Annotated in this window: 23 protein-coding genes; 8 read left to right on the top strand and 15 right to left on the bottom strand. The window is 74.4% G+C overall.

Going from position 1 to position 24,003, the window contains the following annotated elements; all coding sequences use genetic code 11:
• Nucleotides 1-59: 59 nt before the first annotated feature.
• Genes DEI98_RS14715 through DEI98_RS14705 form a run of 3 tightly spaced genes read right to left on the bottom strand, consistent with a single transcriptional unit; the run spans nucleotide 60 to nucleotide 3,966 of the window.
• Entirely contained in the window at nucleotides 60-944 is an 885-nt protein-coding gene (locus tag DEI98_RS14715) for a glycosyltransferase family 2 protein (protein ID WP_071244664.1), read from the bottom strand.
• The gene (rfaE2, locus tag DEI98_RS14710; RefSeq protein ID WP_111101144.1) at nucleotides 941-2,434 is read right to left on the bottom strand and encodes a D-glycero-beta-D-manno-heptose 1-phosphate adenylyltransferase; all 1,494 of its coding nucleotides are present in this window, start codon (nucleotides 2,432-2,434) and stop codon (nucleotides 941-943) included. Before rfaE2 ends, DEI98_RS14715 begins: the two co-directional genes overlap by 4 nt.
• On the bottom strand, nucleotides 2,431-3,966 hold the full coding sequence (locus DEI98_RS14705) for an aldehyde dehydrogenase (RefSeq protein ID WP_111101143.1): 1,536 nt from the start codon (nucleotides 3,964-3,966) through the stop codon (nucleotides 2,431-2,433). Before DEI98_RS14705 ends, rfaE2 begins: the two co-directional genes overlap by 4 nt.
• Nucleotides 3,967-4,099: 133 nt before the next feature.
• On the opposite strand from DEI98_RS14705, the gene DEI98_RS14700 reads away from it, so the two are divergent.
• A complete protein-coding gene (locus DEI98_RS14700; RefSeq protein WP_111101142.1) occupies nucleotides 4,100-5,188 on the top strand; it encodes a glycosyltransferase family 9 protein in 1,089 nt (362 codons plus the stop codon).
• A gap of 552 nt (nucleotides 5,189-5,740) precedes the next feature.
• On the opposite strand, the gene DEI98_RS14695 is transcribed toward DEI98_RS14700, so the two are convergent.
• From DEI98_RS14695 to DEI98_RS14665, 7 genes are all read right to left on the bottom strand, one after another.
• Complete coding sequence (locus DEI98_RS14695; protein WP_027465581.1) at nucleotides 5,741-6,445, bottom strand: SDR family oxidoreductase; 705 nt, start codon at nucleotides 6,443-6,445, stop codon at nucleotides 5,741-5,743.
• 62 nt (nucleotides 6,446-6,507) lie between these two features.
• On the bottom strand, nucleotides 6,508-7,941 hold the full coding sequence (locus tag DEI98_RS14690) for a PfkB family carbohydrate kinase (RefSeq protein ID WP_258370882.1): 1,434 nt from the start codon (nucleotides 7,939-7,941) through the stop codon (nucleotides 6,508-6,510).
• Nucleotides 7,938-8,561 (bottom strand): SIS domain-containing protein, encoded by a 624-nt coding sequence (locus DEI98_RS14685; protein WP_110863760.1) that lies wholly within the window; start codon nucleotides 8,559-8,561, stop codon nucleotides 7,938-7,940. The genes DEI98_RS14690 and DEI98_RS14685 overlap by 4 nt, the downstream gene beginning before the upstream one ends.
• On the bottom strand, nucleotides 8,558-9,886 hold the full coding sequence (locus DEI98_RS14680) for a glycosyltransferase (protein ID WP_111046034.1): 1,329 nt from the start codon (nucleotides 9,884-9,886) through the stop codon (nucleotides 8,558-8,560). Before DEI98_RS14680 ends, DEI98_RS14685 begins: the two co-directional genes overlap by 4 nt.
• Complete coding sequence (locus DEI98_RS14675) at nucleotides 9,883-10,884, bottom strand: glycosyltransferase (RefSeq protein ID WP_111101141.1); 1,002 nt, start codon at nucleotides 10,882-10,884, stop codon at nucleotides 9,883-9,885. Before DEI98_RS14675 ends, DEI98_RS14680 begins: the two co-directional genes overlap by 4 nt.
• A gap of 87 nt (nucleotides 10,885-10,971) precedes the next feature.
• A complete protein-coding gene (locus tag DEI98_RS14670) occupies nucleotides 10,972-12,051 on the bottom strand; it encodes a glycosyltransferase family 9 protein (RefSeq protein WP_111101140.1) in 1,080 nt (359 codons plus the stop codon).
• A complete protein-coding gene (locus tag DEI98_RS14665; protein WP_111101139.1) occupies nucleotides 12,048-12,605 on the bottom strand; it encodes an HAD-IIIA family hydrolase in 558 nt (185 codons plus the stop codon). The genes DEI98_RS14670 and DEI98_RS14665 overlap by 4 nt, the downstream gene beginning before the upstream one ends.
• A gap of 100 nt (nucleotides 12,606-12,705) precedes the next feature.
• Here DEI98_RS14665 and DEI98_RS14660 point away from each other — a divergent pair, with 100 nt between their 5' ends.
• From DEI98_RS14660 to DEI98_RS14650, 3 genes are all read left to right on the top strand, one after another.
• The gene (locus DEI98_RS14660) at nucleotides 12,706-13,689 is read left to right on the top strand and encodes a glycosyltransferase family 9 protein (protein WP_111101138.1); all 984 of its coding nucleotides are present in this window, start codon (nucleotides 12,706-12,708) and stop codon (nucleotides 13,687-13,689) included.
• Nucleotides 13,690-13,739: 50 nt separating this feature from the next.
• Nucleotides 13,740-14,096: a PRC-barrel domain-containing protein gene (locus tag DEI98_RS14655; RefSeq protein ID WP_027465587.1), complete on the top strand. Its 357-nt coding sequence runs from the start codon at nucleotides 13,740-13,742 to the stop codon at nucleotides 14,094-14,096.
• 161 nt (nucleotides 14,097-14,257) lie between these two features.
• Complete coding sequence (locus DEI98_RS14650; RefSeq protein WP_146243536.1) at nucleotides 14,258-15,238, top strand: SGNH/GDSL hydrolase family protein; 981 nt, start codon at nucleotides 14,258-14,260, stop codon at nucleotides 15,236-15,238.
• Here the strand turns inward: DEI98_RS14650 and DEI98_RS14645 are convergent.
• Nucleotides 15,195-16,064 (bottom strand): universal stress protein, encoded by an 870-nt coding sequence (locus DEI98_RS14645; RefSeq protein ID WP_111101136.1) that lies wholly within the window; start codon nucleotides 16,062-16,064, stop codon nucleotides 15,195-15,197. The two genes, DEI98_RS14650 and DEI98_RS14645, sit on opposite strands and share 44 nt — an antisense overlap.
• A 176-nt stretch (nucleotides 16,065-16,240) precedes the next feature.
• Between DEI98_RS14645 and DEI98_RS14640 the strand changes: the two genes are divergently transcribed.
• Together DEI98_RS14640 and DEI98_RS14635 are read left to right on the top strand one after the other, a co-directional pair.
• Entirely contained in the window at nucleotides 16,241-16,720 is a 480-nt protein-coding gene (locus DEI98_RS14640) for an NUDIX domain-containing protein (protein WP_111101135.1), read from the top strand.
• Between the two features lie 208 nt (nucleotides 16,721-16,928).
• Entirely contained in the window at nucleotides 16,929-19,010 is a 2,082-nt protein-coding gene (locus tag DEI98_RS14635) for a collagen binding domain-containing protein (protein ID WP_111101134.1), read from the top strand.
• A 482-nt stretch (nucleotides 19,011-19,492) separates the two neighbouring features.
• Here DEI98_RS14635 and DEI98_RS14630 read toward each other — a convergent pair whose 3' ends face one another.
• Both DEI98_RS14630 and DEI98_RS14625 read right to left on the bottom strand, forming a co-directional pair.
• A complete protein-coding gene (locus tag DEI98_RS14630) occupies nucleotides 19,493-20,854 on the bottom strand; it encodes an MFS transporter (protein ID WP_181438052.1) in 1,362 nt (453 codons plus the stop codon).
• A gap of 229 nt (nucleotides 20,855-21,083) precedes the next feature.
• Nucleotides 21,084-21,689 (bottom strand): hypothetical protein, encoded by a 606-nt coding sequence (locus DEI98_RS14625; protein ID WP_111101132.1) that lies wholly within the window; start codon nucleotides 21,687-21,689, stop codon nucleotides 21,084-21,086.
• 405 nt (nucleotides 21,690-22,094) lie between these two features.
• On the opposite strand from DEI98_RS14625, the gene DEI98_RS14620 reads away from it, so the two are divergent.
• Nucleotides 22,095-22,310 carry a hypothetical protein gene (locus DEI98_RS14620; RefSeq protein ID WP_027465592.1) on the top strand — a complete coding sequence of 72 codons (216 nt, stop codon included), beginning with the start codon at nucleotides 22,095-22,097 and terminating at the stop codon, nucleotides 22,308-22,310.
• Here the strand turns inward: DEI98_RS14620 and DEI98_RS14615 are convergent.
• The gene (locus tag DEI98_RS14615) at nucleotides 22,307-23,044 is read right to left on the bottom strand and encodes a membrane protein insertase YidC (protein WP_111101131.1); all 738 of its coding nucleotides are present in this window, start codon (nucleotides 23,042-23,044) and stop codon (nucleotides 22,307-22,309) included. The two genes, DEI98_RS14620 and DEI98_RS14615, sit on opposite strands and share 4 nt — an antisense overlap.
• A gap of 61 nt (nucleotides 23,045-23,105) precedes the next feature.
• A complete protein-coding gene (locus DEI98_RS14610) occupies nucleotides 23,106-23,399 on the bottom strand; it encodes a hypothetical protein (protein WP_111101130.1) in 294 nt (97 codons plus the stop codon).
• Nucleotides 23,400-23,465: 66 nt separating this feature from the next.
• On the opposite strand from DEI98_RS14610, the gene ybaK reads away from it, so the two are divergent.
• A complete protein-coding gene (gene ybaK / locus DEI98_RS14605; RefSeq protein ID WP_071244681.1) occupies nucleotides 23,466-23,951 on the top strand; it encodes a Cys-tRNA(Pro) deacylase in 486 nt (161 codons plus the stop codon).
• Nucleotides 23,952-24,003: the final 52 nt, after the last annotated feature.

Raw genomic sequence — 24,003 nt, 5'->3', positions numbered from 1 at the left:
GAGGACGACGCTACGGAGCCGACGCACGCTGGCCATCCCGCGGCGGTCTCGACCACCCCCTACCGCGGTATGACGTTCCCGTCCGCGAAGACCACGTCGGGTGCGTCCACACGGCGGTCGACGACGGTGGTCGGGGCCTCCAGGTGCACGGCTCCCGAGGGCATGATGCCCGCACCGCCGAACCGTTCCATCACCCGCCACTGCGCGACGACGTCCTCGCCGGCGTGCTCGGGCGGCAGGGTGTCCCAGAACCGGAAGCCTCCGACCTCCTCGAGCGCACGGCGGTCGTAGAGCGCGCAGGCACCGACCCACGCGACGCGGTAGGGAACCCACTCGCCGGGGTGCAGGTCGAGGTCGGCGGCGACGTGCGTCGGGTTCGCGGCGTTGTGCAGCGACCAGCGGTCGAAGCCGGGGGTCCCGCGGCGCACCACCTCTGGCACGACCGGGCCGTCCCACCGCTCGAACACCGAGGTCTCGTGGGGGCGGCGGTCCTGCAGGTACGACAGGCCCTGCACGGCGCTGCCGACGAACCCGCAGCCCAGGGTGCGCAGCGCGTCGAGCATCCGCGCGATCGACCCCGGCTCGAGCCAGACGTCGTCGTCGAGGAACAGCACCGCGGCTGCCTCGGCGTGGTCGAGCAGGAACTGCCGGTGCTCTGCCAGGCCACGCCGTTCCGGGTGGGTGAGGAGCGTGACGGGCCGGCCCTGCGCCTCCAGGACGCGGAGCATCGCGGCGACCGCCGGCGCGCTGGCGGCGTCTCCGTCCGCGGACTGGTCGCTGAGGACGACGCGCAGGTCGACGTCGGTCTGGGCGGCGAGGCCGGCGAGCGTCGTGGCGAGCTCGGCCGGCCGTCCGACGGTCGGGATGAGCACGTCGACGTCGACCGTGCTCGTGTCCGCTGGATCGGGGGCCTTCGCCCAGGACCCGGACCAGCGGGCGGTCACGGTGCCGGGTCCGGTTCGGGCCGCGCAGCGGCTTCGCGGATCCGGCGCACGACGGCGCTGGTGGAGTGCTCGGGCACGTAGTCGACCATGACGACCTCGCCGCCGTAGCCGCGCACGACCTCGGTCTCGGTGAGCATCTCGGGGGAGTAGTCGCCGCCCTTGACGTAGACCTCGGGGCGCAGCCGCTCGATGAGCGGGATGGGGGTGTCCGTCGCGAACACCGTGACCAGGTCGACGCAGGCCAGCGCGGCGAGCACGCCGGCGCGGTCCTCGGCCGGGTTGATCGGCCGCTCCGGGCCCTTCAGCCGGCGCACCGAGTCGTCGTCGTTCAGCGCGACGACGAGCAGGTCGCCGAGGTCACGGGCCTGGCGCAGGTACGTGGTGTGCCCCCGGTGCACGACGTCGAAGCAGCCGTTCGTGAAGACCACGCGTCGGCCGGCCTGCCGTGCGGCCTCGACCGCGGTGGCGAGCTCGTCGTGGTCGACGACGGTCGCTGCCGGCGCGGTCACCGAGTCGAGCAGGGCGGCGGCGGTGCAGACGGACGTGCCGGCCTCGCGGACCACGACGTCGGCAGCGGCCTGGGCGACGGCGACGGCATCGCGCAGGGGTGCCTGCACGGCGAGGGCGACGGTCGCGGCGGCGCAGAAGGTGTCGCCGGCACCGGAGGCCTGCTGCTCCGAGGCGGGCGTCGCACGCGTGCGGAACCCCTGGTCGGAGCCGGGCTCGAGCAGCACGGTGCCGTCGCGGTCGAGCGTGACCACCGCGGCCCGGGCCCCACTGCGGGCGAGCACGTCGGCACGGGCCGCGACGACGGTGCCGACGCGGTCCGCGCCGGTGCCGAGCTCCGTGCCGAGCAGCGCGGCTGTCTCACCGGCGTTCGGCGTGACGAGGTCGGGGTGCAGCGCGGCCCAGCGGGTCAGGTCGTGCGCGTCGACCACGACGGCGCCGGGGCGGTCACGGTCGAGCATCGGCACGACGTCCTCGGAGCGGACGCCCAGGCCGTAGTCGCACACCACGGCGGCGTCGGCGCACCGGACGGCACGGGCCACCGAGCGGGCGAGGCGTTCGCCGTGCTCGGCGGTCGGGGTCGCGGCGAGCTCGTCGACCCGGACCACCACGCGGTCACCGCCGACCACGCGCGACTTCGTCGTGGTGCGGGCGCCGGGGATCTCGACCAGGAACGACGTGTCGACGCCGGCTGCCTCGAGCCGCTGGCGCAGGACGTCACCGGCCTCGTCGTCACCGATGAGCCCGACCATGCGGACCCGGGCGCCGAGGGCGCGGGCGTTCACGGCCGTGTTCGCCGCACCGCCCGGCACCGCGATGGTCTCGGTGACGCGGACGACGGGGGCAGGGGCTTCTCGGGAGACCCGCTCGGCCTCGCCGACGGTCCAGCGGTCCAGGATGCAGTCGCCGATGACGACGACGAGGGGTTCGCGGTCGTCGATCGTGGCGACGAGGTCACGGACCAGCCGGACGTCGGCGGTCATCGGGTGCCTCCCACGGTGTCGGCGCTGCCGGCGGTGGCGCCGGCAGCGGCTGCGGGGCCGGTGTCGGTCGCGGTGCCGATGGTGGCTGCGGTGCTGTTTGTGGCTGCGCTGCTGCGGTCTGCTGCCGTCGACGGCTCGGCGGTGCGGCGCGGCGGTGCGGCCTCGAGGTGCACCACCGTCGTGGTCGTCATCTCGTCGAGCAGGTGCGGGCCGTACCCGAACCCGGCGCCCGAGGCGCCGCGGGGCTGGGCGCTGCCGCCCGGAGCGCCACCGAACACGGCGTTCACCTTGACGGTGCCGACGGGCAGTTCGGCCGCGGCGCGGAGCGCGTGCGCGGTGTCGTTCGTCAGCACGGTGGCCGCGAGGCCGTAGCGGTCGGCCGCGGCGAGCCGGAGGCCCTCCGCGAAGTCCGACACGACGCGCACCGGGGCGATCGGGCCGAAGGTCTCCTCGGTCAGCACGAGCATGTCGTCCGTGCAGTCGGTCAGGACGGTCGCCGGGTAGAACGATCCGAGCCCGCCGGGCGTGACGCCACCGGTCCGGGCCGAGGCGCCGCGGGCGATCGCGTCGTCGACGTGGTGCTGCACGAGCTCGCGCAGCCGGTCGTCCACGAGCGGCCCGAACTCGGCGGCGGGTGCGGCCGTGCGGCGCTCCGCCTCGGCGACGAGCGCGGCGACGAAGGGCTCGGCGACGTCCTGGTGCACGTACACCCGCTCGACGCTGGTGCAGATCTGGCCGGTGTTCGCGAACGCGCCGAGGGCGACCTGTGCGGCGGCCCACTCCGGGTCGACGTCGGCGTCGACGATGACCGGGTCGTTGCCGCCGTTCTCGCGGATGACGTGGGCGCGGGTGGTCGCGGCCACCTCGCTCAGGCGGTCGCCGGTCGCGGTCGACCCGACGTGCGCGTAGACGTCGATGCCCTCCTGCGCCAAGAGCAGCTCGCCGGTGGTCGCGTCGCCGTCGACCCCGATGAGCACGCCGTCCGGCAGGACCTCGGCGAGCAGCGCGTTGAGTCGGGCGAAGGTCGCCGGGCAGCGTTCGCTGCCCTTGTGCACCACGGTGTTGCCGGTGACGATCGCTGCGCCGAGGATCCCGCAGGCCACGGCGACCGGGTCGTTCCACGGCGTCAGGGCGAGCACCACGCCGCGCGGGTGCGGCACCGACCAGTCGGCGGCACCGAACTGCCCGCGCAGGGCCTCACCGCGGTGCACCGGCCCGAGCTCGGCGTACTGCACGAGCGTGCCGATGCCGGCCTCGACCCCACCGAGGGCGTCGCCGGGCACCTTGCCGGTCTCGCGGGTGTTCAGGTCCGCCAGCTCCTGCGCGTGCGCACGGAGGTGCTCGGCCGCGGCGTGCAGCAGGGCACCGCGCTCGGCCGGCGCGGTCCGGGCCCAGGCACCGGCAGCGGCACGGGCGCGAGCGACGGCGTTGCGGACGTCGTCCTCGGTCGAGCGGCGCACGGTGGACGCGATCGATCCGTTCACGGGGTCGGTCACCACGAGGTCGTCGGCGGCGGGGGGTGCGATCGTCATGGGGTCCTTCCGGAGGCGGGCGGGGCCTCACACGGTGCTCGTGCTCCGCTGTGTGCGGTCACGGCATCGCGCTTCTCGTCCATCCGGGGCGCTGCTGGGCGTCCGGACGGGTCCGACCGGTAGACGTGGAGCTGTGCAACAGATCGGTGTGGGCGGAGAACGGTTCGACGGTGTCAGCGAGATCGCGGTGCTCCGCGGCGGGGGACTGGGCGACCTGATGTTCGCCCTCCCGGCGGTCGAGGCCCTGGCCGCCGCGTACCCCGGGGCCCGGATCACGCTGCTCGGGGCGCCCTCGGCGCGGCCGGTGCTCGAGGGCCGCACCGAGGCCGTGCACGCCTTCGAGGAGCTCCCCGTCGTGCCCGGCGTCCGGGACTCCGGCGAGGGCGCACCGACCGAGCAGGACTTCTTCGAGCGGCTGCACGGGCGCTTCGACCTCGCGGTGCAGGTGCACGGCGGCGGCCGGAACTCGAACCCGTTCCTGCTCCGGCTCGGCGCCCGTCACACCGTGGGCACCGCCACCGAGGACGCCGAGGTCCTGGAGCGCTGGGTCCGCTACGTCTACTACCAGCACGAGGTCGTCCGAGCACTCGAGGTGGCCTCGCTCGCCGGCGCCGAACCGGTCACCCTCGACCCCCGCCTGCACGTCCCCGAGGCCGCGCGGGCCGGGGTCCGGCAGCGCCTCGCCGTCCTGGGACGACTCGTCGCGATCCACCCCGGCGCCACCGACCCGCGTCGCCGCTGGAGCCCCTCGCGCTTCGCCGAGGTCGCCCGTGCCCGGCTCGCCGCCGGGGACGACGTGGTGCTCGTGGGTGACGACTCGGACGTGCCGGCGTCGTCCGCCATCGTCGCGTCACTGCCGCCCGAGCTACGGGGACGCGTGCACGACCTCACCGGGTCCCTGCCGCTGCGTGAACTGCCCGACGTCCTCGCCGCCGCCGACGTCATGGTCGGCGACGACTCCGGCCCACGGCACCTCGCCGTCGCCGTGGGCACCCCGACCGTCGGGGTGTTCTGGTTCGGCAACGTGATCAACGCCGGGCCGTTCGACCGTGGTCGGCACCGCGTGCACCTGTCCTTCGTGACGCAGTGCCCGGTGTGCGGCACTGACGTCACCCAGGTCGGCTGGACCGCCGAGCGGTGCGAGCACGACCCGTCCTACGTGGACCAGGTCGAGCCGGAGGCCGTCCTCGCCGACGTCGAGGACCTGCTCCGCACGCTCTGACGAGCCTCGCACCGTGCGAGCTTCGGTCTCGTGCGCACGCCGTCACCCCGTGCGCGGTTCACCGCTGCGTGCGGCGCTGCAAGCGCGCACCCAGCCGTCAACGCTGCACCAGGCGACGCACCGCGCACCGTGCACGGAACGCGACCCGACGCCGGACGGGAGGCCCGCTGCCAGCCCGCAACGCGCCTCCCGGCCGCACCGTGCGCACGCTGTCGCCCCGTGCGCGGTGCACCGCTGCGTGCGGCGCTGGAAGCGCGCACCCAGCCGTCAACGCTGCACCAGGCGACGCACCGCGCACCGTGCAGGGAACGCGACCCGACGCCGGACGGGAGGCCCGCTGCCAGCCCGCAACGCGCCTCCCGGCCGCACCGTGCGCGCGCCGTCACCCCGTGCGCGGTTCACCGCTGCGTGCGGCGCTGCAAGCGCGCACCCAGCCGTCAACGCTGCACCAGGCGACGCACCGCGCACCGTGCACGGGACCCACCACACACGCACGCACGGGAGGCGCGGTGCCAGCCGGCACCGCGCCTCCCGTCCGTCAGCGGCGAGCGACTACGGCCAGCTCGGCTCCGTCGCCGGCATGATCGACAGCTCGCGGATCTCACAGCCGGCTGGCTGCGACAGCGCGAAGATGATCGAGTTCGCGACGTACTCCGGCTCGATGAGCTGCGCGTCCGGCCCCGGCTTGTACTGCTCGGTCCGGTCGGCGAAGAAGTTCGTCCGCATCCCGGCGGGGATGATGTTGGTCACGCCGATGCGACCGGCGGTCTCGGCGGCCAGCGCCTGCGAGAAGCCGCGGACGCCGAACTTCGACGCCGAGTACGCGGTGCCGTCCCCGACGCCGCGCAGGGCGAGCGACGACGAGATCGTGACCACGCGGCCGTGCGTGGCCTCGAGGGCGGGAAGGGCGGCGCGCACGGTCGAGGCGGTGCCGATCAGGTTGACGCCGACGATCTGCTCCCACTTGCCGGACGAGATCGCGTCGATCGGGGCGGGGGTGTCGATGCCCGCGGCGGTGACGACGGCGTCGAGGCCACCGTGCCGCTCGGCGGCGTCACGGACCGCCTGCTCGACGGCGTCGGTGTCCGAGACGTCCACGGCGACGGCGTCGACGCCCTCGGGGACGGCGTCGATCCGCAGGTCGAGGACGATCGGGGTGCCGCCGGCCTCGGTGACGGCGGCCACGACGGCGGCGCCGAGTCCGGAGGCGCCGCCGGTGACGAGGACGCGGCCGATGGGGGTGGTGGGGACGGGCATGGATGTCCTTTGCGTAGTGGAGCGGGAAGTGGTCGAGCGGGTGTGGGACGGCGAGCGGACGCTCAGCCGACGCGTTCGATCGCGGCGGCGAGCCGGGTGGTCGAGCGGCCCGGGTGGAACGGCACGGTGACGACGCGGCCACCCCACTCGGCGAGGGTCGCCGTCTCGGGCAGTTCGCTCGCGGTGTAGTCGCCGCCCTTCGCCCAGACGTCCGGACGGAAGCGGCGCAGGGCCTCGTCGGGGGTGGACTCGTCGAACACCACGACGGCGTCGACGCAGTCGAGTGCCAGGAGCAGCTCGACCCGGTCGTCCTGGGTCATGATCGGCCGGTCCGGGCCCTTCAGGGCGCGAACTGACGAGTCCGAGTTGAGGCACACGACCAGGCAGTCGCCGAGTGCACGGGCGGCCGACAGGGTGCGGGCGTGCCCGGCGTGCAGCAGGTCGAAGCAGCCTCCGGTCGCGACGACGGTGCCGCCGGCGCTCCGGACGTCGTGCACCAGGCGCATGGCGTCCCGGTCGGCCCCGGGGACTGCGAGCGGCGCGGGGCCGTCGTCGGCGAAGAGCGCGGTGACGCCACCGGCGGCCAGGTACTCGGACGCGGCGACCACGCCGGCGGAGACGGCGTCGGGGACGTCCGCCCCCGAGGCCAGTGCGACGGCGACGCCCGCGGCGAGCCGGTCGCCGGCACCGCAAGGGTCCCCGGCGCTGACGGACGGAGCCGGCACGAAGCGGCTGTCGCCCTGGGCGTCGGCGAGCAGCGCGCCGCGGTCACCCATCGTCACGGCGACGGCGCCGGCCTGCCACTGCTCGACGAGCCGGGCGGCGGCGACCGTCGCGAAGGGCACACCGTGTCCCTCGACGTCGGTGAAGCGTCGTGCCTCGGCCGCGTTCGGGGTGGCGACGGTGGTGCCGGGGACGGGGGCGGCGCCCTTGGGGTGCGGGTCCCAGACCACCGGCAGGCGCTCGGCCGCACGGGTGAGGGCCTCACGGAGGGCCGGGGCAGCGGCGACCCCGCGGCCGTAGTCGGCGACGACGATCGCGTCGACGCCGTCGAGGGCGGCGGTCATCGCGTCGGTGGCCTCGGGCACGGGCGGGGTCGCGCAGCCCTCGTCGATCCGGACGAGGGCGTGGTCGACGACGCGCACGCGGGTCTTCACGGGGGTCGGGACGCCGGATGGTCCGGCGACGATCGTGACGTCGGGGAGCAGGTCGCGGATCTCCTGGGCACGGCCGTCGTCGCTCAGGACGGTGACCAGGGTGACGTCGTGGCCGTCGCGGGCGAGCATGGTCGCGACGAGCCCGGCACCACCGGCACGGCGGTCGTCGGTGGCGACGTCCACCACGGGGACGGGGGCGTCGGGGCTCAGGCGCTCGCTCGTGCCGGACACGTCGACGTCGAGCAGGGTGTCGCCGACGACGGCGATGCGGAAGCGCGGTCCGGCGGCCCGGCCACCGGCGGCACCGGAACGCGGTGCGACTGCAGCGGGCCCGCTCATCGACGGCCCCCGCGACGCAGCGTCGGCTCCATGGCCTTGCAGAGCGCGTGCACCAGGACGAGCTGCGCCTCCTGCACGTTGGCGGACGGCCCCTCGATGCAGATCGCGTCGTCGACCAGGTCGGCGAGCGGGTTCGGTCCGGAGCCGGTCAGCGCGAGGGAGCGGGCGCCCACGGCACGTGCGGCCTCGGCGGCCCGCAGCAGGTTCGGGCTCTTGCCGCTCGTCGACAGCAGCACGAGGACGTCACCGGCACGGGCGTGCGCCGACACCTGCCGTGCGAACACCTGGTCGTAGCCGTAGTCGTTCCCGATGGCGGTCACGGCAGAGGTCTCGGCGTGCAGCGAGATGGCCGAGTACGCGGGCCGGTCGCCCTCGAAGCGGCCGGTGAGTTCGGACGTCAGGTGCTGCGCCTCGGCAGCCGAGCCGCCGTTGCCCGCGGCGAGCAGCCGACGCCCGGCGACGAGCCGCCCGGCGATGTCGTCCGCCCACTCGGCGATGTGGTCCCGGTGGTCGACGAGGGAGGCGATCACGGGGACCGACGCCGCGACGTGGTCGACGACGACGCGGGCGCTGTCCGTGACGGCGCGGTCCTCGATCCCGGTCTGCTGGTCGATGGTCATCGTGCGGTCCTCTCCGTCGACTGCGCGGCGCGGGTGACCCGGCCGGCGTGGGTGGTGCGCGAGCGGCCGGCGGCGGGCCCGGTGGTGCTGGCGGACGAGGTCGCGCCGGCGAGCAGGCGCTCGTAGACGCGTTCACTGTCGGCCGCGACCTTCTGCCACGTGTAGCGGGACTCGGCGCGCTGTCGACCAGCACGGCCGTACGCCTCGCGGCGCTCCGGGTCGTCGAGCAGTGCGCCGACGGCCTCGGCGACCGCGGTCTCGTCGCGCGGCGGCACGTGCAGGCCGGTGGCGTCCTCGACGACGGTGTCGATGAGCCCGCCGACGCTCGACGCGACCACCGGGCGGCCGCAGGCCATCGCCTCGAGCGGCACGATGCCGAACGGCTCGTACCAGGGGGCGCAGACGACGACGTCGGCGCTGCGGTAGACGGCGGGCATGTCGTGCTGCCCGAGCTGCCCGCGGAAGGTCACGTGGTCGCGCACGCCGAGCGACCGGGCGAGTGCGTCGAGGCGCTGGTACTCGGGGTCGTCCACCAGGTCGGCGCCGGCGACACCGGCACCGCCCACGACGACGAGCTCGACGTCACGGCCCTGTTCGACCAGCGCGGCGAGTGCGGCGATCGTCGTCCCGACGCCCTTCCGCTGCACGAGTCGTGAGGCGGTGAGCACCCGGAGCGGACGATCGCGCTGCTCGACGGGGCCGTCCGGACGGAAGAGCGACACGTCGACGCCGCACGGCACCACGGAGATGCGGTGCAGCGGGACACCGAGGGCCTTGAGCTCGAACGCCTCGTCCGAGCACGTCGCGACGACCTGGTCGACGCTCCGGCCGACGGCGGGTTCGACCCACTCGCGCTCGGCCGGGCTGGTGTCCGCGGCACCCTGGTGCCGGCGCTTCACGACACCCAGAGCGTGGAAGGTCTGCACCACCGGGATCCGCACGCCACCGGTCCGGGCCTGCACCTGCGTCACGGCGTCCAGGGCGGCGTGGCCCGACATCCAGAAGTGCGCGTGCACCACGTCGGGACGGTCGAGGAACCACTCGGCGGCGAGTACCGACGCGAACGTCCCCATGAACGGGAACAGCTCGTCCTTCGGCACGGCACGCGCGGGACCGGCGTCGACGTGCACGACGTCCACGCCGGGGCGCAGGGGCACGCGGACGGGCTGCGATGCGTCGTCGCGTCGCGTGTAGACGGTCACGTGGTGGCCGCGGTCGGCCAGTGCACCGGACAGTTCGGCGACGTGGACGTTCTGCCCACCGGCGTCGACCCCGCCGAGCACGGCGAGCGGACTCGCGTGCTCGGACACCATGGCGATCTTCATCGCAGGCTCCCTTCGAGCGCGGCTCCCGCCGCACGGTTCCGTCGCGCACCGCGCGCGAGGGCGTCGTCGAGCAGGTCGTCCCAGTCGGCCAGGAACCGACCGAGCGCGTGCCGTGCGAGCACGGCCTCACGCGCCACGAGCCCCCGTCGGCGTGCCTCGTCCGGGTCCTCCAGCAGCAGCCTGGAGGCCCGCACCAGCTCCTCGACGTCGGTCGCGATCGCCCCGGCCTCACCGGGGACCGTGCGGGCAGCGTCCGTCGTCGCGAGCACCAGGACCGGCATGGCCATGTGCATCGACTCGATGAGCGACAGGCCGAGCGAGGTCCAGCGGTTCGGGTGCACGTAGGCCCGCCGTTCGGCCAGCGCCGCGTGCATGGGGTCGGCCTTGACGTCGCCCTGCGCGACCACGCGGTCGCCGAAGCCGAGCTCCGGCAGCCGTTCGCTGCCGATGCCCCAGACGTCGACCGGGGCGACCTCAGCGAAGCGGGGGAGCAGGTCGGTGCCGACGACACGGTTGCGCCGGACGGGTTCGTTGATGACGACGCCGAGGCGCTCGAGCGCACCGGTGTACAGCGGGCCGGGGTCGACGACGCCGTGCTCGACGACGGTGGTCCGGGTGGTGCCGCAGTCCCACATCAGGGCGTTCCAGTGCGTCACGTGCGCGATCGTCAGGTCGTCGCGGTCGCGCATCGGGTGCAGGCTGTTCGGCACGTCGACCCGGGGGGCGTTGTGCTCCACGAAGACGATCGGGACGTCACGACCACCGAGCAGACGACGGGCTTCCTCGAGCTCCTCGGTGCGCTGCAGGACGACCACGTCGACCTCGGCCTCGGCGACGTCGGCCGGGTCGATCTCGATCGCGGAGTCCGGCCAGTCGCGCCCGCCGCGGCCGAGTCCCCAGGCGTCGCGCGCCGGGGTGGTCGGGATGAGGTACTCGTGGGGGCCGCGGACGAAGGCGTCCATCCAGCCGCCGTGCACGTGCCACACGAGGATCCGCATGCAGGGCCTTCCGGTCGGTGTCGATGGGCTCGGTCCCCGCCGCTGCCGGAGCAGCAGGAGAAGGAGCAGGAGAAGCAGTGGCGCACGCTACGCAGCGCCTTCTGGGCCGCCCCGCAGACTTCTCCGATCAGTCCGCGAAACGCGGTCGAGGAGCCGCTCGTGGGCCTCCAGGACGTCCGCGATGCGCACTCCGGACAGGCACGGGTGGCCGGGGACCGGGCACTCGCGAGCGCGGCTGAGCCGGCACGGTGCGGCCTGGTCGCCGAGCAGTTCGACGAGCGGGGCGTACGGCGCCCACTTCACGGCGGGGACGACCGGCGAGAACAGACTCACGATGGGCGCCCCGACGGCCGCGGCGAGGTGGGCCGGACCGGTGTTCCCGACGACGACGACCTCGGCGGCGGCGAGGACGGCCGCGAGTTCGGCGGGGCTGGTGCGGCCGCCGAGGTCGATGCCGGTGTCGCCCGCCACGGCGGCGGTCAGTGCGCGTTCGCCGGGGGAGCCGGTGACGACGACGGGGACGCCGCGCTCGGCGTAGGCGGCGACGAGCGCACGGTGGTGGGACTCCGGCCACGACCGTGCCGGGACGCTGGCTCCGGGGTGGACGACCACGTAGCGGTCGAGGCCGGCCACGGGCGGAGGCGGGACGGCGTCGTGGCGCACCGCGAGCCTCCCGTCGTCGTCCGGTGGCAGCCGGAACCCGGCCGCCTCGGCGATCCGCAGCGCGCGCTCGGGCTCGGGGAGGTCCTCGGGCAGGTCCTCGCCGGGGCGCAGCCGCACGTCGAGCAGGGAACCGGGGTGGTCGACCGAGGCGCCGGAGACCCGGGGGACCCCGGCCAGGCGCAGGAGCAGCGCGAGGGGCAGGGGTGACTGGTGGAAGGACGTCAGGACGACGGCCTCGTCGGGCTGTTCGGCGGCGACCAGCGCGCGGAACTCGGCGAGCAGGGCGTCGTCGATCGGGCGTGCGGTCTCGGTGACCCACGGTGCCGCCCACACCCGCACCCGGTCGATGCCGGGCAGCAGGTCGGCGGCCGGCGCCCCCTGCGGTCCGCACAGCATCGTCACGTGCGCGGCACCCGCGGCCGCTGCGCGGACCGCGGGCCCGGCGACCAGGACGTCGCCGAAGGAGTCGAGCCGGGCGACGAGGACACGCCGACCGGCGCTCACGCCCGGTCCGCCACGCTGCCGACGTGCTCGAGCACCAGGGTGACGGCCTCGTGCAGGTCCGCGGCGACGGTGTCGGCCTCGTCGATCTCCTGAGCGCGGGTGCGCGGGGTGGGCACGAGGATCCCCTGCGCGCCGGCGTTCCGCGCGGCCTGCACGTCGGCGCCGATGTCACCGACGACGACGATCGACTCCGGCGGGATGCCGAGCCGCTCGGCGGCGTCGAGGACCATCCCGGGCCGGGGCTTCCGGCAGGCACAGTCGTCACCGGCGTCGTGCGGGCAGACGCACCACACGTCGAACGGGCCGACGAGCTCGTCGACCCGGGCGTTGGTGGCGTCGACCTGTTCGCGCGTGGCCATGCCCTTCGCGATCACCGACTGGTTCGTGACGACGCCGAGCTGCAACCCGGCGGCACGCGCCCGGTCGACGGCGCGGCGGGCACCGGGGACGGGGACGACCAGGTGCGGGTCGGCGTTGTACGGGACGTCCACCACGAGGGTGTCGTCGCGGTCGAGGAGCAGGCCGCGGATGACGCGGTCCGGTGCGAGGGCCATGCTCCGTGACTACCGGTCCCCGGCCGGGGACCGCCCCAGGAAGAGCCGCGGAGCGCGGGCCCGGCAGGACCGTCAGCGTGTCGGGTCTACCGTCGCGGCGGTGACCGCCCTCGAGAACCTGCCCGACCCCGACGGACGCCCGGAACTGCTCGTCCTCCGTGCCATCAAGCTCGGCGACCTGCTCGTCGCCGTCCCCGCATTGCACGCGCTCCGCCGCGCGTTCCCCGACCACCGCATCACCCTGGCCACCACGGCGTGGCTGGCGCCGGTCGTCGAACTCGTGCCGGCGGTGGACGTCCACCTGGCCCAGCACGGTCTCGACCACCCGATCGCGGTGCCGCACGGTGCCGTCGACATCGCCGTCAACCTGCACGGCGCCGGTCCGGAGTCCTCGGACCTCGTCGCCGCGCTCGCCCCGCGCCGGGTCATCGGGCACGCCGACCCGACCCACGACTACGAGGGCCCGGAGTGGCCGGACGACGTGCACGAGCGCGACCGCTGGGCGGACCTGCTCACGTGGCGCGGCATCCAGGCGGACGCCACCGAGGTGCACATCGACCGCCCCGCCGAGCCGCCGGTGGTCGCCGACGCGGCCGTCGTGCACGTGGGTGCCTTCCACGGTGCGCGGCACTGGCCGACGGACCGCTTCGCCGACGTGGTGCGCGGGCTCCGGGCGCGCGGTGCCGACGTGGTCCTGACAGGAGGCTCGGACGACGTCGTGCGCGCCCGTGCCGTCGCCGACGCGGCCGGCCTGGCGCCGGAGGCGGTCCTGGCCGGCACCCTGGACCTGCAGGCCTTCGCCGCGGTGATCGCCGCGGCGCGGCTCGTCGTCACGGTGGACACCGGCGCTGCGCACCTGGCGTCCGCGTACGGGGTGCCGTCGGTCGTGCTGTTCGGCCCGGCCCCGCCCGAGGCGTGGGGCCCGCCGTCGACCGGTCCGCACATCGTGCTCACCGACGCCTCGGTCCGTCGCGGCGACGTCTTCGCCGAGGACCCGGATCCGGCGATCCTGGCCGTGACCGCGGACGACGTGCTCGGCGCGGTGGACCGGCTCCGGGTGACCGCTCAGGCGGCCGGGCGGTAGCGTCGACCGAGAGCCACCCGGACCTGCCGGATGCTCGGAGGGAGTCCTTCGTGTTCGAAGCCGCGAACATCCGTGACTGGATCGGTCTGCCCGTCGTCGACGAGGCCGACGACAAGGTCGGCACGCTCGAGAGCATCTACTACGACACCGCCACGTCCGAGCCGGCGTTCGGTGCCCTGACCACCGGCATGGTCGGGTTCCAGAAGCTCGTCTTCGTCCCGCTGTTCGGCGCCACCGTCGCCCCGAAGCACCTGCGCGTGACGTTCCCGAAGAAGCTCGTCAAGGACGCCCCCTCGATCTCGACCGACGGGGAGCTCGACGCCGCGACCGAGCCCGAGCTGTTCCAGCACTACGGGCTGGAGTACCGCACCGGCAGCGGTGGCGAACGCCGTCTCGGACGCCGCTGAGCCCGTCCCGCCCCACCGACCGCCCCGATCCGACCGTCCGATCCGCCGCACCCGCCCGGAGGCCGCAACTGCTTCGCACCGCCCGTACGACGCTGCTCGCCGCCCTGGCGGCGGTCGCCGTCGTCGGGCTGGTGGTGGCCGGTGTCGCGACACCGGGGCCGGTGGAACCCGCGTCGGCCGCGCCGATGTGGCCCGTCCCGCAGCCCTACCCGGTGCCGGACGACCCGACCGAGCCACTCGCCGACCTCACGCCCGGCAGCGAGTACGTCGCCCTCGGTGACTCGTACTCCGCCGGCTACGGACTCGGCGACCGGACGCGGCTGCCCACGAGCGCGTGCGTGCAGTCGGCCCGTGACTACCCGCACCGGCTCGCGGCGCGGTTCGGCCTCGACCTGACCGACGTCACGTGCGCGGGGGCCACCAGCGAGGACGTCACGACCGGACACCAGTTCACGGGCGTCCCCCCGCAGATCGAGTCGCTGTCGTCGCGCACCCGGCTCGTGACCCTGACCATCGGCGGCAACGACGCGGACCTGTTCGGCACGGCCGCGTCGTGCCTGGCGATCTCGGCCGACGGCCCGGTGTTCTCCGGACGCGACGCGCCGTCGTGCGAGAGCACGCTCGTGCAGGACGGTGAGGACCAGCTCAGCGTGAAGATCCAGTCGCGGGTCGCGCTCGGGATCGCCGACACCCTCGCAGCGGTGCAACGGGCCGCGCCGAACGCCGTCGTCGTGTTCCTCGGGTACCCGGCGATCTTCCCGGACGCCGAGCACACCCCGGCGAAGGGCTGCTTCCGCTCGGCGCTCGACCTCGGCACGCTCGCGGGGTCGTTCCCCTCGGACACCTTCCCCTTCACCGACGACGACGTGGCGTACCTCCACGGCGTCCAGGAGGAGCTCGACGCGGTGTCCGCATCCGCCGCCGACGCCGCCGGGGTGCGGTTCGTCGACGTCCTCGAACGCACCGAGGCCCACTCGGCCTGCGCCCCGGCGGACGAGCGCTACGTCGCTGGCGTCAGCCTGACCGGCTCGAGCGACCTGCGACGCATCGACCTCAAGGCCGGCGCCCTGCACCCGAACGGCCGCGGTGTCGCGTACCTCACCGACCAGATGGCCGACGCGATCCGGGAACTCGCCGGCTGACCCGTCCGGCCCCCGCGCTGTCCGTGTGGGCCGCCGGTGGGACGACGCACACCGGAGCCGCCGTCTCACGGACGACGTCGTGGAGGAGTGCGCCGGACAGCACCCGCACGTGCCCCCGTCCGAGCACCACGAGCGACGCCCGCCGGGTGCGCGAGGCGATGGCGTGCCCCGGGTGTCCCTCGACGAGCAGCGGCCGGATCCGCACCGCCGGGAACCGCGCGGTCAGGTCCTCGGTGACCCGCTGCAGCAGTTCGGCGTTCCGGGCACGCCACCGCAGCGGGTCCTCGGCGAAGTCGGTGAGCCCGGTCCGGGTCAGCACGGGCATCTCCCACGCCCGGAGCAGCGTCAGTCGCCGGTGCAGCCGGACGGCCTCGGCCACGGCGATCGAGACGGCCCGTTCGTCGATGGGTTCCTCGACGGCCAGCACCACGTCGCCGTCGATCGGGTGCGGGCCCTCGGGGACGATCACGGTCGGTACGGCCGCGCGGACCGCGACCCGCGCCGGGTCGCCGCCGGCGGTCGAACCCCGTCGGCTCCGGAAGGTCCCGATCACCAGCAGATCGCCGCCGTCGGACTCCTCGACCAGAGCGGTGGCGAACGGTCCGGCGTGCCGGTGCACCTCGACGGTGACTCCGGGCAGGGCGGCACGAGCGGCCTCGGCCAGGCGGTCGGCGACCGGTCGGGGGCCCTCGATCGCCGGGTCGGCACCGATGATCCGGATCCGCTCGATCCCGCTGTCCGCGCGGGCGGCGATCCACCGCAGCGCCTCGTCGTGCGGCATCGCGGCGTCCGCGGCCAGCGTCACCGTCGTCCATCGTTCGTCCATCCCGATCGGCCTCCTCCATCGCAGGTCCTCCGGGGGCGTCACACGGCGCTCCGTGCGCCACACGGTACTCCCGGCGCGGACGTGGGGAACCGGCGGTGGAACCGGGCACGTCGGGTGGTGCGCGGCGCGTGTGTGGTGATCCGGGCCTCCCGGCCGGGTCTGCGTAGTCTCGGGACGTGGTCGTGAGCGCCGGACTGTTGCTGCACCGGACCGGTCCGTCCGGGCCCGAGGTCTTCCTCGCGCACATGGGCGGGCCGTTCTGGCGGAACCGGCCGCGTGCCTGGTCGATCCCGAAGGGGCTGGTCGAGGCGGGCGAGGAGCCGCTCGGCACCGCGCTGCGCGAGTTCGCCGAGGAGATCGGCGTGCCCGCCCCGGTGACCGCCGCCGACCTGACCGACCTGGGGGAGTTCCGGCAGGCGTCGGGCAAGCGGGTGCGGGTCTTCGCGGCACGGGCGTCGGGGTTCTCGGTCGACGCCGTGCGCAGCAACACCGTGCGGCTCGAGCTGCCGCGCGGGTCAGGACGCTTCGTGGAGGTGCCCGAGGTGGACGACGCCCGGTGGGTCGGCCTCGACGAGGCGCGGGAGCTGGTGGTGGCCGGCCAGGTCGCGGCGCTCGACGCCCTGGTGGCGCTGGGCTGCGGTGCTGGCGGTTCCTGACGCGCCGCTCGTGTTCGTTGCGGGGTCACGAACTGTCGTCCGGCGGCCCTCCAGCGGACACTTCTCGGCCACCCGGCGACCGGCACGCGGCAGGTCGTGACCACTCGGCGAGACCTTCTCGGCTGTGTCGGACACCGGACACGAGCCGCGCCCGCTGGATAGTCTGAGGGGGTGTCGGGTTCTCCGGCGCCACAGCAGGGGAGTACACATGCAGCGCTGGCGCGCGGTCACGGCTGGGCTGACGGCCCTGGCGCTCGGAGCAGGACTCGCGATCGGCGGCGCGACGAGTGCGTCGGCGGAGCCGGTCGGCAACTGGGGGACCTTCACCCTCAGCGGAGCGAGCCGGGCCTACACCGGCACGATGACGCTCGCCGGGTTCCCCGAGACGACCTTCACGTCGGACTCCCGGCAGTCGACCGTCGTCAGCGGGGCATCGACCTGGCAGTCGGCGTCGACCCCGTCGGGCGCGGTCTACGGGACGAGCCGCGGCAAGACCTACATGAACCAGCGGCCGAACGTCGACTCGCCCACGACCGGCGCCTCGACGACCACCTACACGTTCGCCGAGCCGACGCCGGGTGCCCAGAGCTGGTCGTTCGTGCTCGGCGACGTCGACGCGGACCGGGCGACCATCTCGGCCACGGTCTCCGGGGGTGGCGCCGCGACCGCGGAGCAGCTCGGCTACGTGAGCTCCTACAACTCGTGCTCGGCCGCCGTCGCCGGAGGGCCGTCGTGCACCGCCGACCCCGACGGCACGACCGGGCAGGACCTGCCCACCTGGGACCCGGCCACCCGGACCCTGACGGGCAACACCGGCGCGGTCGACACCGCCGGTGCCACGGCGTGGTTCACGCCGACCGTGTCGCTCACCAGCCTGACGATCACGTACCAGCAGCGCAGCGGGTTCCCGGTGTACCAGACCTGGTTCGCCAACCGCACCGCCGCGATCACCGGCACGGCGACCCTCGACGGAGCGCCGATCCCCGGGGCGATCGTCCGTGTCACCGCTCCGCGCGGCACCGTCTACACGACGACCACCAACCCCGACGGCACCTACGCGTTCCCGCAGCTGCCGGTCATCGCGAACTACCGCGTCGAGATCACCCCGCCGGACGGCGCCGAGGGTCCTGACCAGCCCACGAGGGTCTCCCTCGCCCAGGCAGGCTCACCGGGCGGCGTGGACCAGCAGGCCGACTTCGCGTTCACGTCGCCGGAGGACACGGTGTCGGTCATCGGCACCGTGGTCGACGAGGACGGCCGACCGGTCTCGAACCTCGAGGTCGTCATCACCGACCCGGACTCCGGGGACGTCCTCGTCGACACCACGACGAACAGCGACGGCGTCTACACCGGCTCGGACCTGCCGGCGGACACCGACCTCGACGTGTCCGTCGCCGACGAGCCACCCGTGACCATCACCACCGGCGACGTGGACGCGGCACCGGCAGTCCCCGACGAGATCGATGTGCCGGCCGCCGTCGTCGCGACGGTCGCGGGTATGGTGTCGCTCGACGGTTCGCCCGTGCCCGCCGGAGCGGTGGTCGAGCTCCTCGACGGCACCGGCGCCGTGGTCGCATCGACGGAGACCGATGCGGACGGTCGCTACGTCTTCGCCACCGCGGCCGGCACGTACACCGTCCGGACCGAACGACCGGCGCCGGGGGCGACCGGGGCGACCTCGAACACCGGTGTGACGGCCGTCGCCGGCGAGCGTGCTGCGTCCGACCTGCCGTTCGCCTCCGCCGCCGCAGCCGCCGAGGTCACGACCGACCAGCCCGGCACGGTCGTCGACACGAACGGCGAACCCGTTCCGGACGTCGAGGTCGTCGCGACTCCGACGGACCCACAGTCCGGCGATCCCGTGTCGGTCGTCACGGACGACGATGGTGCGTTCGACCTGACCGGCCTGGAGCCCACGACCGAGTACGCCGTCTCGGTCGACGTCGAGGGGGCCGAGACTGCGACCGTCGTCACCCCGGAGTCCGGGGCCGCGACGCCGCTGGCGTTCGTGGTGCGGGCTGCGGCGGGTCCGGCTCCCGCACCGTCGCCGTCGCCGTCACCGAGTGGCTCTCCTTCGGCGGCTCCGACCGGCCCCGCTGCCGGCTCGGGCTCGGGCTCGGCACCGGTATCGGGCCAAGGTGACGCGGGGGACGGTGGACCGCTGGCGTACACGGGGGCGGACCTCGGGCCGGGGCTCATCGCCGCCGGGGTGCTCGTGCTGCTCGGTGCGGCGCTGCTGACCTACCGCGCGGTGCGCAACCGCCGCCGCACGGACCACCTGCAGGACTGACCGGGCTGCGGGCGCGGTGGCGGCGGTCGCGGTCGCGGTCGCACAACACGCCGCCCGCGGCCGCCGAGGGGCCACGAACCGTCGCCCGCCGACCCGTCAGGCGACAGTTCGTGCGACCTCGACGCCCCGCCAACGGCATGTCGTGACCACTCGGCGCCGGGCCGAACGCCCCCGCCGCGGTCGCACAACACGCCGCCCGCGTCCGCCCAGGGGTCACGAACCGTCGCCCGCCGACCCCGCAGACGACAGATCGTGCGACGCCGACGCCACGCCAACGGCATGTCGTGACCACTCGGGGGCCGGGCACCGCGCGCGTCCGCCGCAACCGCACAACGCGCCGCCGCGGGGACGCCGAGGGGTCAGAAACCGTCGCCCGCCGACCCGCCAGACGACAGTTCGTGCAACCCCGACGCCCCACCAACGGCATGTCGTGACCACTCGGCGAACGCGCCCGTACCCACGACCGCCGCCCGCGCCAGCCTCTACCGCGTCCGCGGCCGCCGCACCGAACCCGTGACGACACCGATCGACCCCGTGACCGTCTGGATCGCCCGCCCGACGACCGGCACCGACGTGGTGACGACCGCGAGCGACGACGTGATGGCCTCGATGGACGAGGTGGACAGGTGCTCCTGTGCGTGCGAGTGCACCGGGAACCCACGGCGCGCCAGCACGACGACCCCGAGCGCCCCGACCAGCACCGCGGCACCGGCGAACGGCAGGTACTGCAGCCCGACGATCCCGAGGGCCTGCCCGCCGAACGCCGCACCACCGGCGATGCCGATGTTCGACGCCCCGTTGACCAGCGCGCCCGCGATGTCGGGGGAGACGCCTCCGGCACGGATCGCCGCGGCCATGAAGAGCGTGCCGGTCGTGCCGTTCGCGGCCATCCAGATGCCCGCGACGACCATCGTCCCCATCAGGGAGCCGTGCACGAACGGCATCGTCGCGAAGGCCACGACCATCACGGCGACCGAGGCGATCAGCGTCTGCCGGGGCGCACGGTCGACGAACATGCCGGCGAGCCAGAGCCCGACCACACCGGTGCCACCGAGCACGAGCAGCGCCCCGCTGACCATGCCGGCGTCGAGCCCAGCGTCGATCGCGTACGGCCCGATGTAGGTGTAGACGACGTAGTGCCCGCCGAAAAGCAGCATGTCGGCGATCACGACGGACAGCAGCCCGGTGCGCGCCCAGGCCTTCGGCGACCCGATGTGCGGCGACGAGGCACCGCGGACGGCGGGCAGGAACAGCAGGGCGACGACCGCGAGTGCCGCTGCGGCGACACCGACGGAGAACACGGCCTGGCGCCAGCCGATGTGCTGCGCCACCCAGGTCGCGACGGGCACGCCGAGCACGAACCCGAGCGAGCTGCCCGAGTACACGAACGCGATCGCCCGTCCCGCCAGCCGCGGCGGGACGATCCGGGTGGCGTACGCCGAGGCGACCGAGAAGAACAGCGCGTGTGCGATGCCGCCGACGACGCGTCCGGCGCAGACGACGGCGAAGGACGGTGCGAGCGCGACCATCAGGTTCGACACGGTGTAGCCGACGAGCGTGGCGACGAGCACGGTCTTGCGGGGCAGCTTCGCGGTGAACGCGGTGAGCGGCAGCGCGAGGAGCGCGACGGCCGCGGCGTACACGGTGATGACGATGCCCATGGTGGCCTCGGTCACGCCGAGGTCGGCGCTCATCGTGCCGAGCAGCCCGACGGGCATGAGCTCGGTGGTGATGGCGAAGAACGTGGCCAGTCCGAGCACGGCGATGCCGACGATGGACTGACTGGTGACGGTGATCGGCCGCGTGTGGGTCGACACGGCCGAGGTGGTGGTGTTGGTGGACACGCTGCTGACCTCCTCCGAGGCACGGTGGAGCGCGCGACGATGCCGATCGTTCTGACGGCGGTGACCGGGAGGGTCTGCGGGGCGCGCTCGCTGGCGGATGTGGATGATGTGGGTACGACTCCACGACGAGTGCGCGCATCCAGTGTTGCACGATGGAACGACTCTCGCGAGGACATCCAGCAAATACATCGGAGCGCTCCAACGGAACACTCAGGTACTGATCGCCCGCTCAGTACTCGTTCGTCACCCGGCCCTGGACCCCGCCGCCGCGCAGCTCGATCGTCAACGTGCCGCTCCTGGACTGCGCCGACATGGACACCGATCCGTGCAGCGCCGCCTGCCGCGGGAAGCACGCCGTCGACGACTCGATGCGGTCCGCCGTCGCCACGAGACAGATCGTCGACCGGTCGGTCCCGATTCCGGCCCAGACGTTCCAGGGGGTCTCGGCGGTCCCGCCGTCGAGCGCCCGGTTCGTGAAGACGAGTCGCGTCGTGTGCAGGCTCACCGGCGCGGCGACCGGCCCCGGCAGCTGGTCGGCGTACGTCTGCGGGACGTCGAGCAGCTGCTCGAGCGTGATCGTCCCCGCCGTCGGCGTGACGCTCGGCGCCGCGGCGACGTCGGGCTGCGCGGTCCCGACGAGCGTCCCGGCGGCGAACGCGACGCCCACCGCCGCAGCTGCGCCGCCTGCGATCCAGGCGCGTGGTCGCTCCGTCCACAGCCACCGCCCCCACCGCGATCGCTCGGTCGGCACTGCCTGGAGGCCCGGCTCGTTCCCGCCCGCGCCCCGCGCGTCGTCGACGTGGTCGCCCCCACCGCCGTCGGTCGCCTCCGACACGTCGGCTCCGGCAGGCACTGCCGCCGCACTGGCGGGCGAGGACACGACCGAGGCGTCAGCGGGCGAAGACACGGGCACCGGCGCGGGCACTGGACCCGACCCCGTCGCGGACGGGACGGACGTCCGGACCGGACCCGGGCCTCCCGGCAGGGGTTCCCGCGCCGTTGCAACCGCACGCGTGCGGGGTCGTCGTCCGTGTTCCAGGTCCTGCAGGGCGATCCGAGCGCGCGCCGCGTCCGCCGGGCTCGATCCTGCTCCCCAGGCGACGGCCTCGAGCCGTGCCCGTTCCGCTGCCACGTCGTCGTGGGCCATGCGCACTCCCGCTCTGCCGGTCGCGTGGACAGGTCCATCGTGGCACCGCCGAGCCGTGCGCGCGCACCCAGAACGAGGGAGTAGGCGTGGTGCATGAGCACCGACCCCATGCCGCAGCACGACGCCGACGCCGAGACCCTCGAGCCGCTGAGCCACGACACCCAGTCCGGCGAGGCCGACTACGTCGCGACCAGCCCCGGCGGTGCCGGCACGGAACGCCACGTGCCGACCGCCGACGAGGAGCAGGGCCGCGGCACCGAGTACGACCCGGTCGACCAGGGACCGCAGCAGGAGGGCCAGGGCGGCTAGCGGACCACCCGGCGCAGCACGGCGCGTTCGCCGTACGTCCAGATCGCACTCGTCACGACGTAGAGCGCGGCGGCGAGCGGTGCGATCGCCGCGAACACGACCGTGACGAACGGCACGTACCGACCCACGGCGGCGGTTGCGGCGGCTCCGGGGACGCCCGGTTCCGGTGCCGGCACCGGGTTCCAGTGCGCGTTCGACCGGCGGCTGAGCTCGACGACGACCGCGAGCACCGCCAGCAGGACCAGCACCACCCAGGCGTGCACCCACAGCGGCGACGTCAGGGTGACGACGAGCGAGTGGCCGAGCGGGACCCCGACGAGCGTCGCCTCCAGCAGGGCGTTCGCGGTGCCGCCGATCGAGGCGTGCGTGAACAGGGCGTAGACGAGCGACACGACGGGTGCCTGCGCCAGGACGGGCAGGCAGCCGGCCAGCGGCGAGACCTTCTCGTCGGTGTACAGCTGCTGCATCGCCCGCTGCAGGCGCTGGGTGTCGCGGCCGTACCGCTTCCGCAGCGCCGCGAGCTGTGGTGCGAGGCGCCGTCGGTCCCGCTCCGCCCGCACCTGCAGCACGGACAGCGGGACGAGCACCAGGCGGACGGCCAGGGTGAGGAGCACGACGGCGATCGCCGCGGCGAACGAGCCGGCGACGGGGGAGAGCGCCGCGGTGACGGCGGTGACGAGGTCCGCGCCGCCGTGCAGCAGCGGGCCGACGAGGGGCAGGGTGGAGAGGTCCATGACGGTTCCGATCGGTGGTGGGTCAGCGGGGTGCGCGAGCGGCCCGGCCACCGGTCGGTGGTCAGGCCGGGGTCGCGACCCCCGGTGCCCGTGAGCGGACGTGGCCGTCCGCGTCGGGGTGGCTCCACCCGATCCGGGTGACCAGGTCGGGTACCGCCGACCGGTCCGACACGGATGCCGATCCGACCCCGAGGACGGCTGCCAGCACCGCGACGAGCAGCCGGGCGACGACGACGGTCACGGCGACCGCGGTCAGCCCGAGTGCCGCCACGGCCAGCAGGGGCAGCACCCCGGGGGCCGGGTCGCCGAGCACCAGCGCGGCGGTGGCGCGGAGCAGCAGGAGGACGGCGGTCATGGTCCGTTCAGCGTAACGCCCGCGTGCCGTCGAGGACCGGAAGGTGCGGCGGGGGAGGATCACGGCATGACCGCAGGTTCGCCGAGCACCCCAGCGACCGTCGCGCTCGAGGCGGCCGGGGTCCCGTACACGCCGCACGTGTACGAGCACCACGAGAGCGCCACCAACTTCGGAGAAGAGGCGGCCGCCGCCCTCGGGCTGCGCGAGGAGCAGGTCTTCAAGACCCTCGTCGTCTCCGTCGACGGCACCCTCGCCGTCGCGATCGTGCCGGTGGCGAACCGGCTCGACCTCAAGGCGATCGCCGCCGCGGTCGGGGGCAAGAAGGCGACGCTGGCCGATCCCGCCCTCGCCGAGAAGCGCACGGGCTACGTCGTGGGCGGCATCAGCCCGGTCGGCCAGAAGACCCGGCTCCGCACCGTGCTCGACGAGTCGGCGCTGTCGTACGCGAGCATCTTCGTGTCCGGCGGACGGCGCGGCTTCGACGTCGAGGTGGCACCGACCGACCTCGCACGGATCACCGAGGCGGTCGCCGCACCCATCGCGCGGACCTGAGTCGAGTCGCCGCAAGTTTTTTCGGCACCCGGGAATGACCCGGGCCCTCCTG

Source organism: Curtobacterium sp. MCLR17_034 (assembly GCF_003234485.1).
Lineage (GTDB): Bacteria > Actinomycetota > Actinomycetes > Actinomycetales > Microbacteriaceae > Curtobacterium > Curtobacterium flaccumfaciens.
This window is presented reverse-complemented; position numbering and strand designations above follow the sequence as displayed.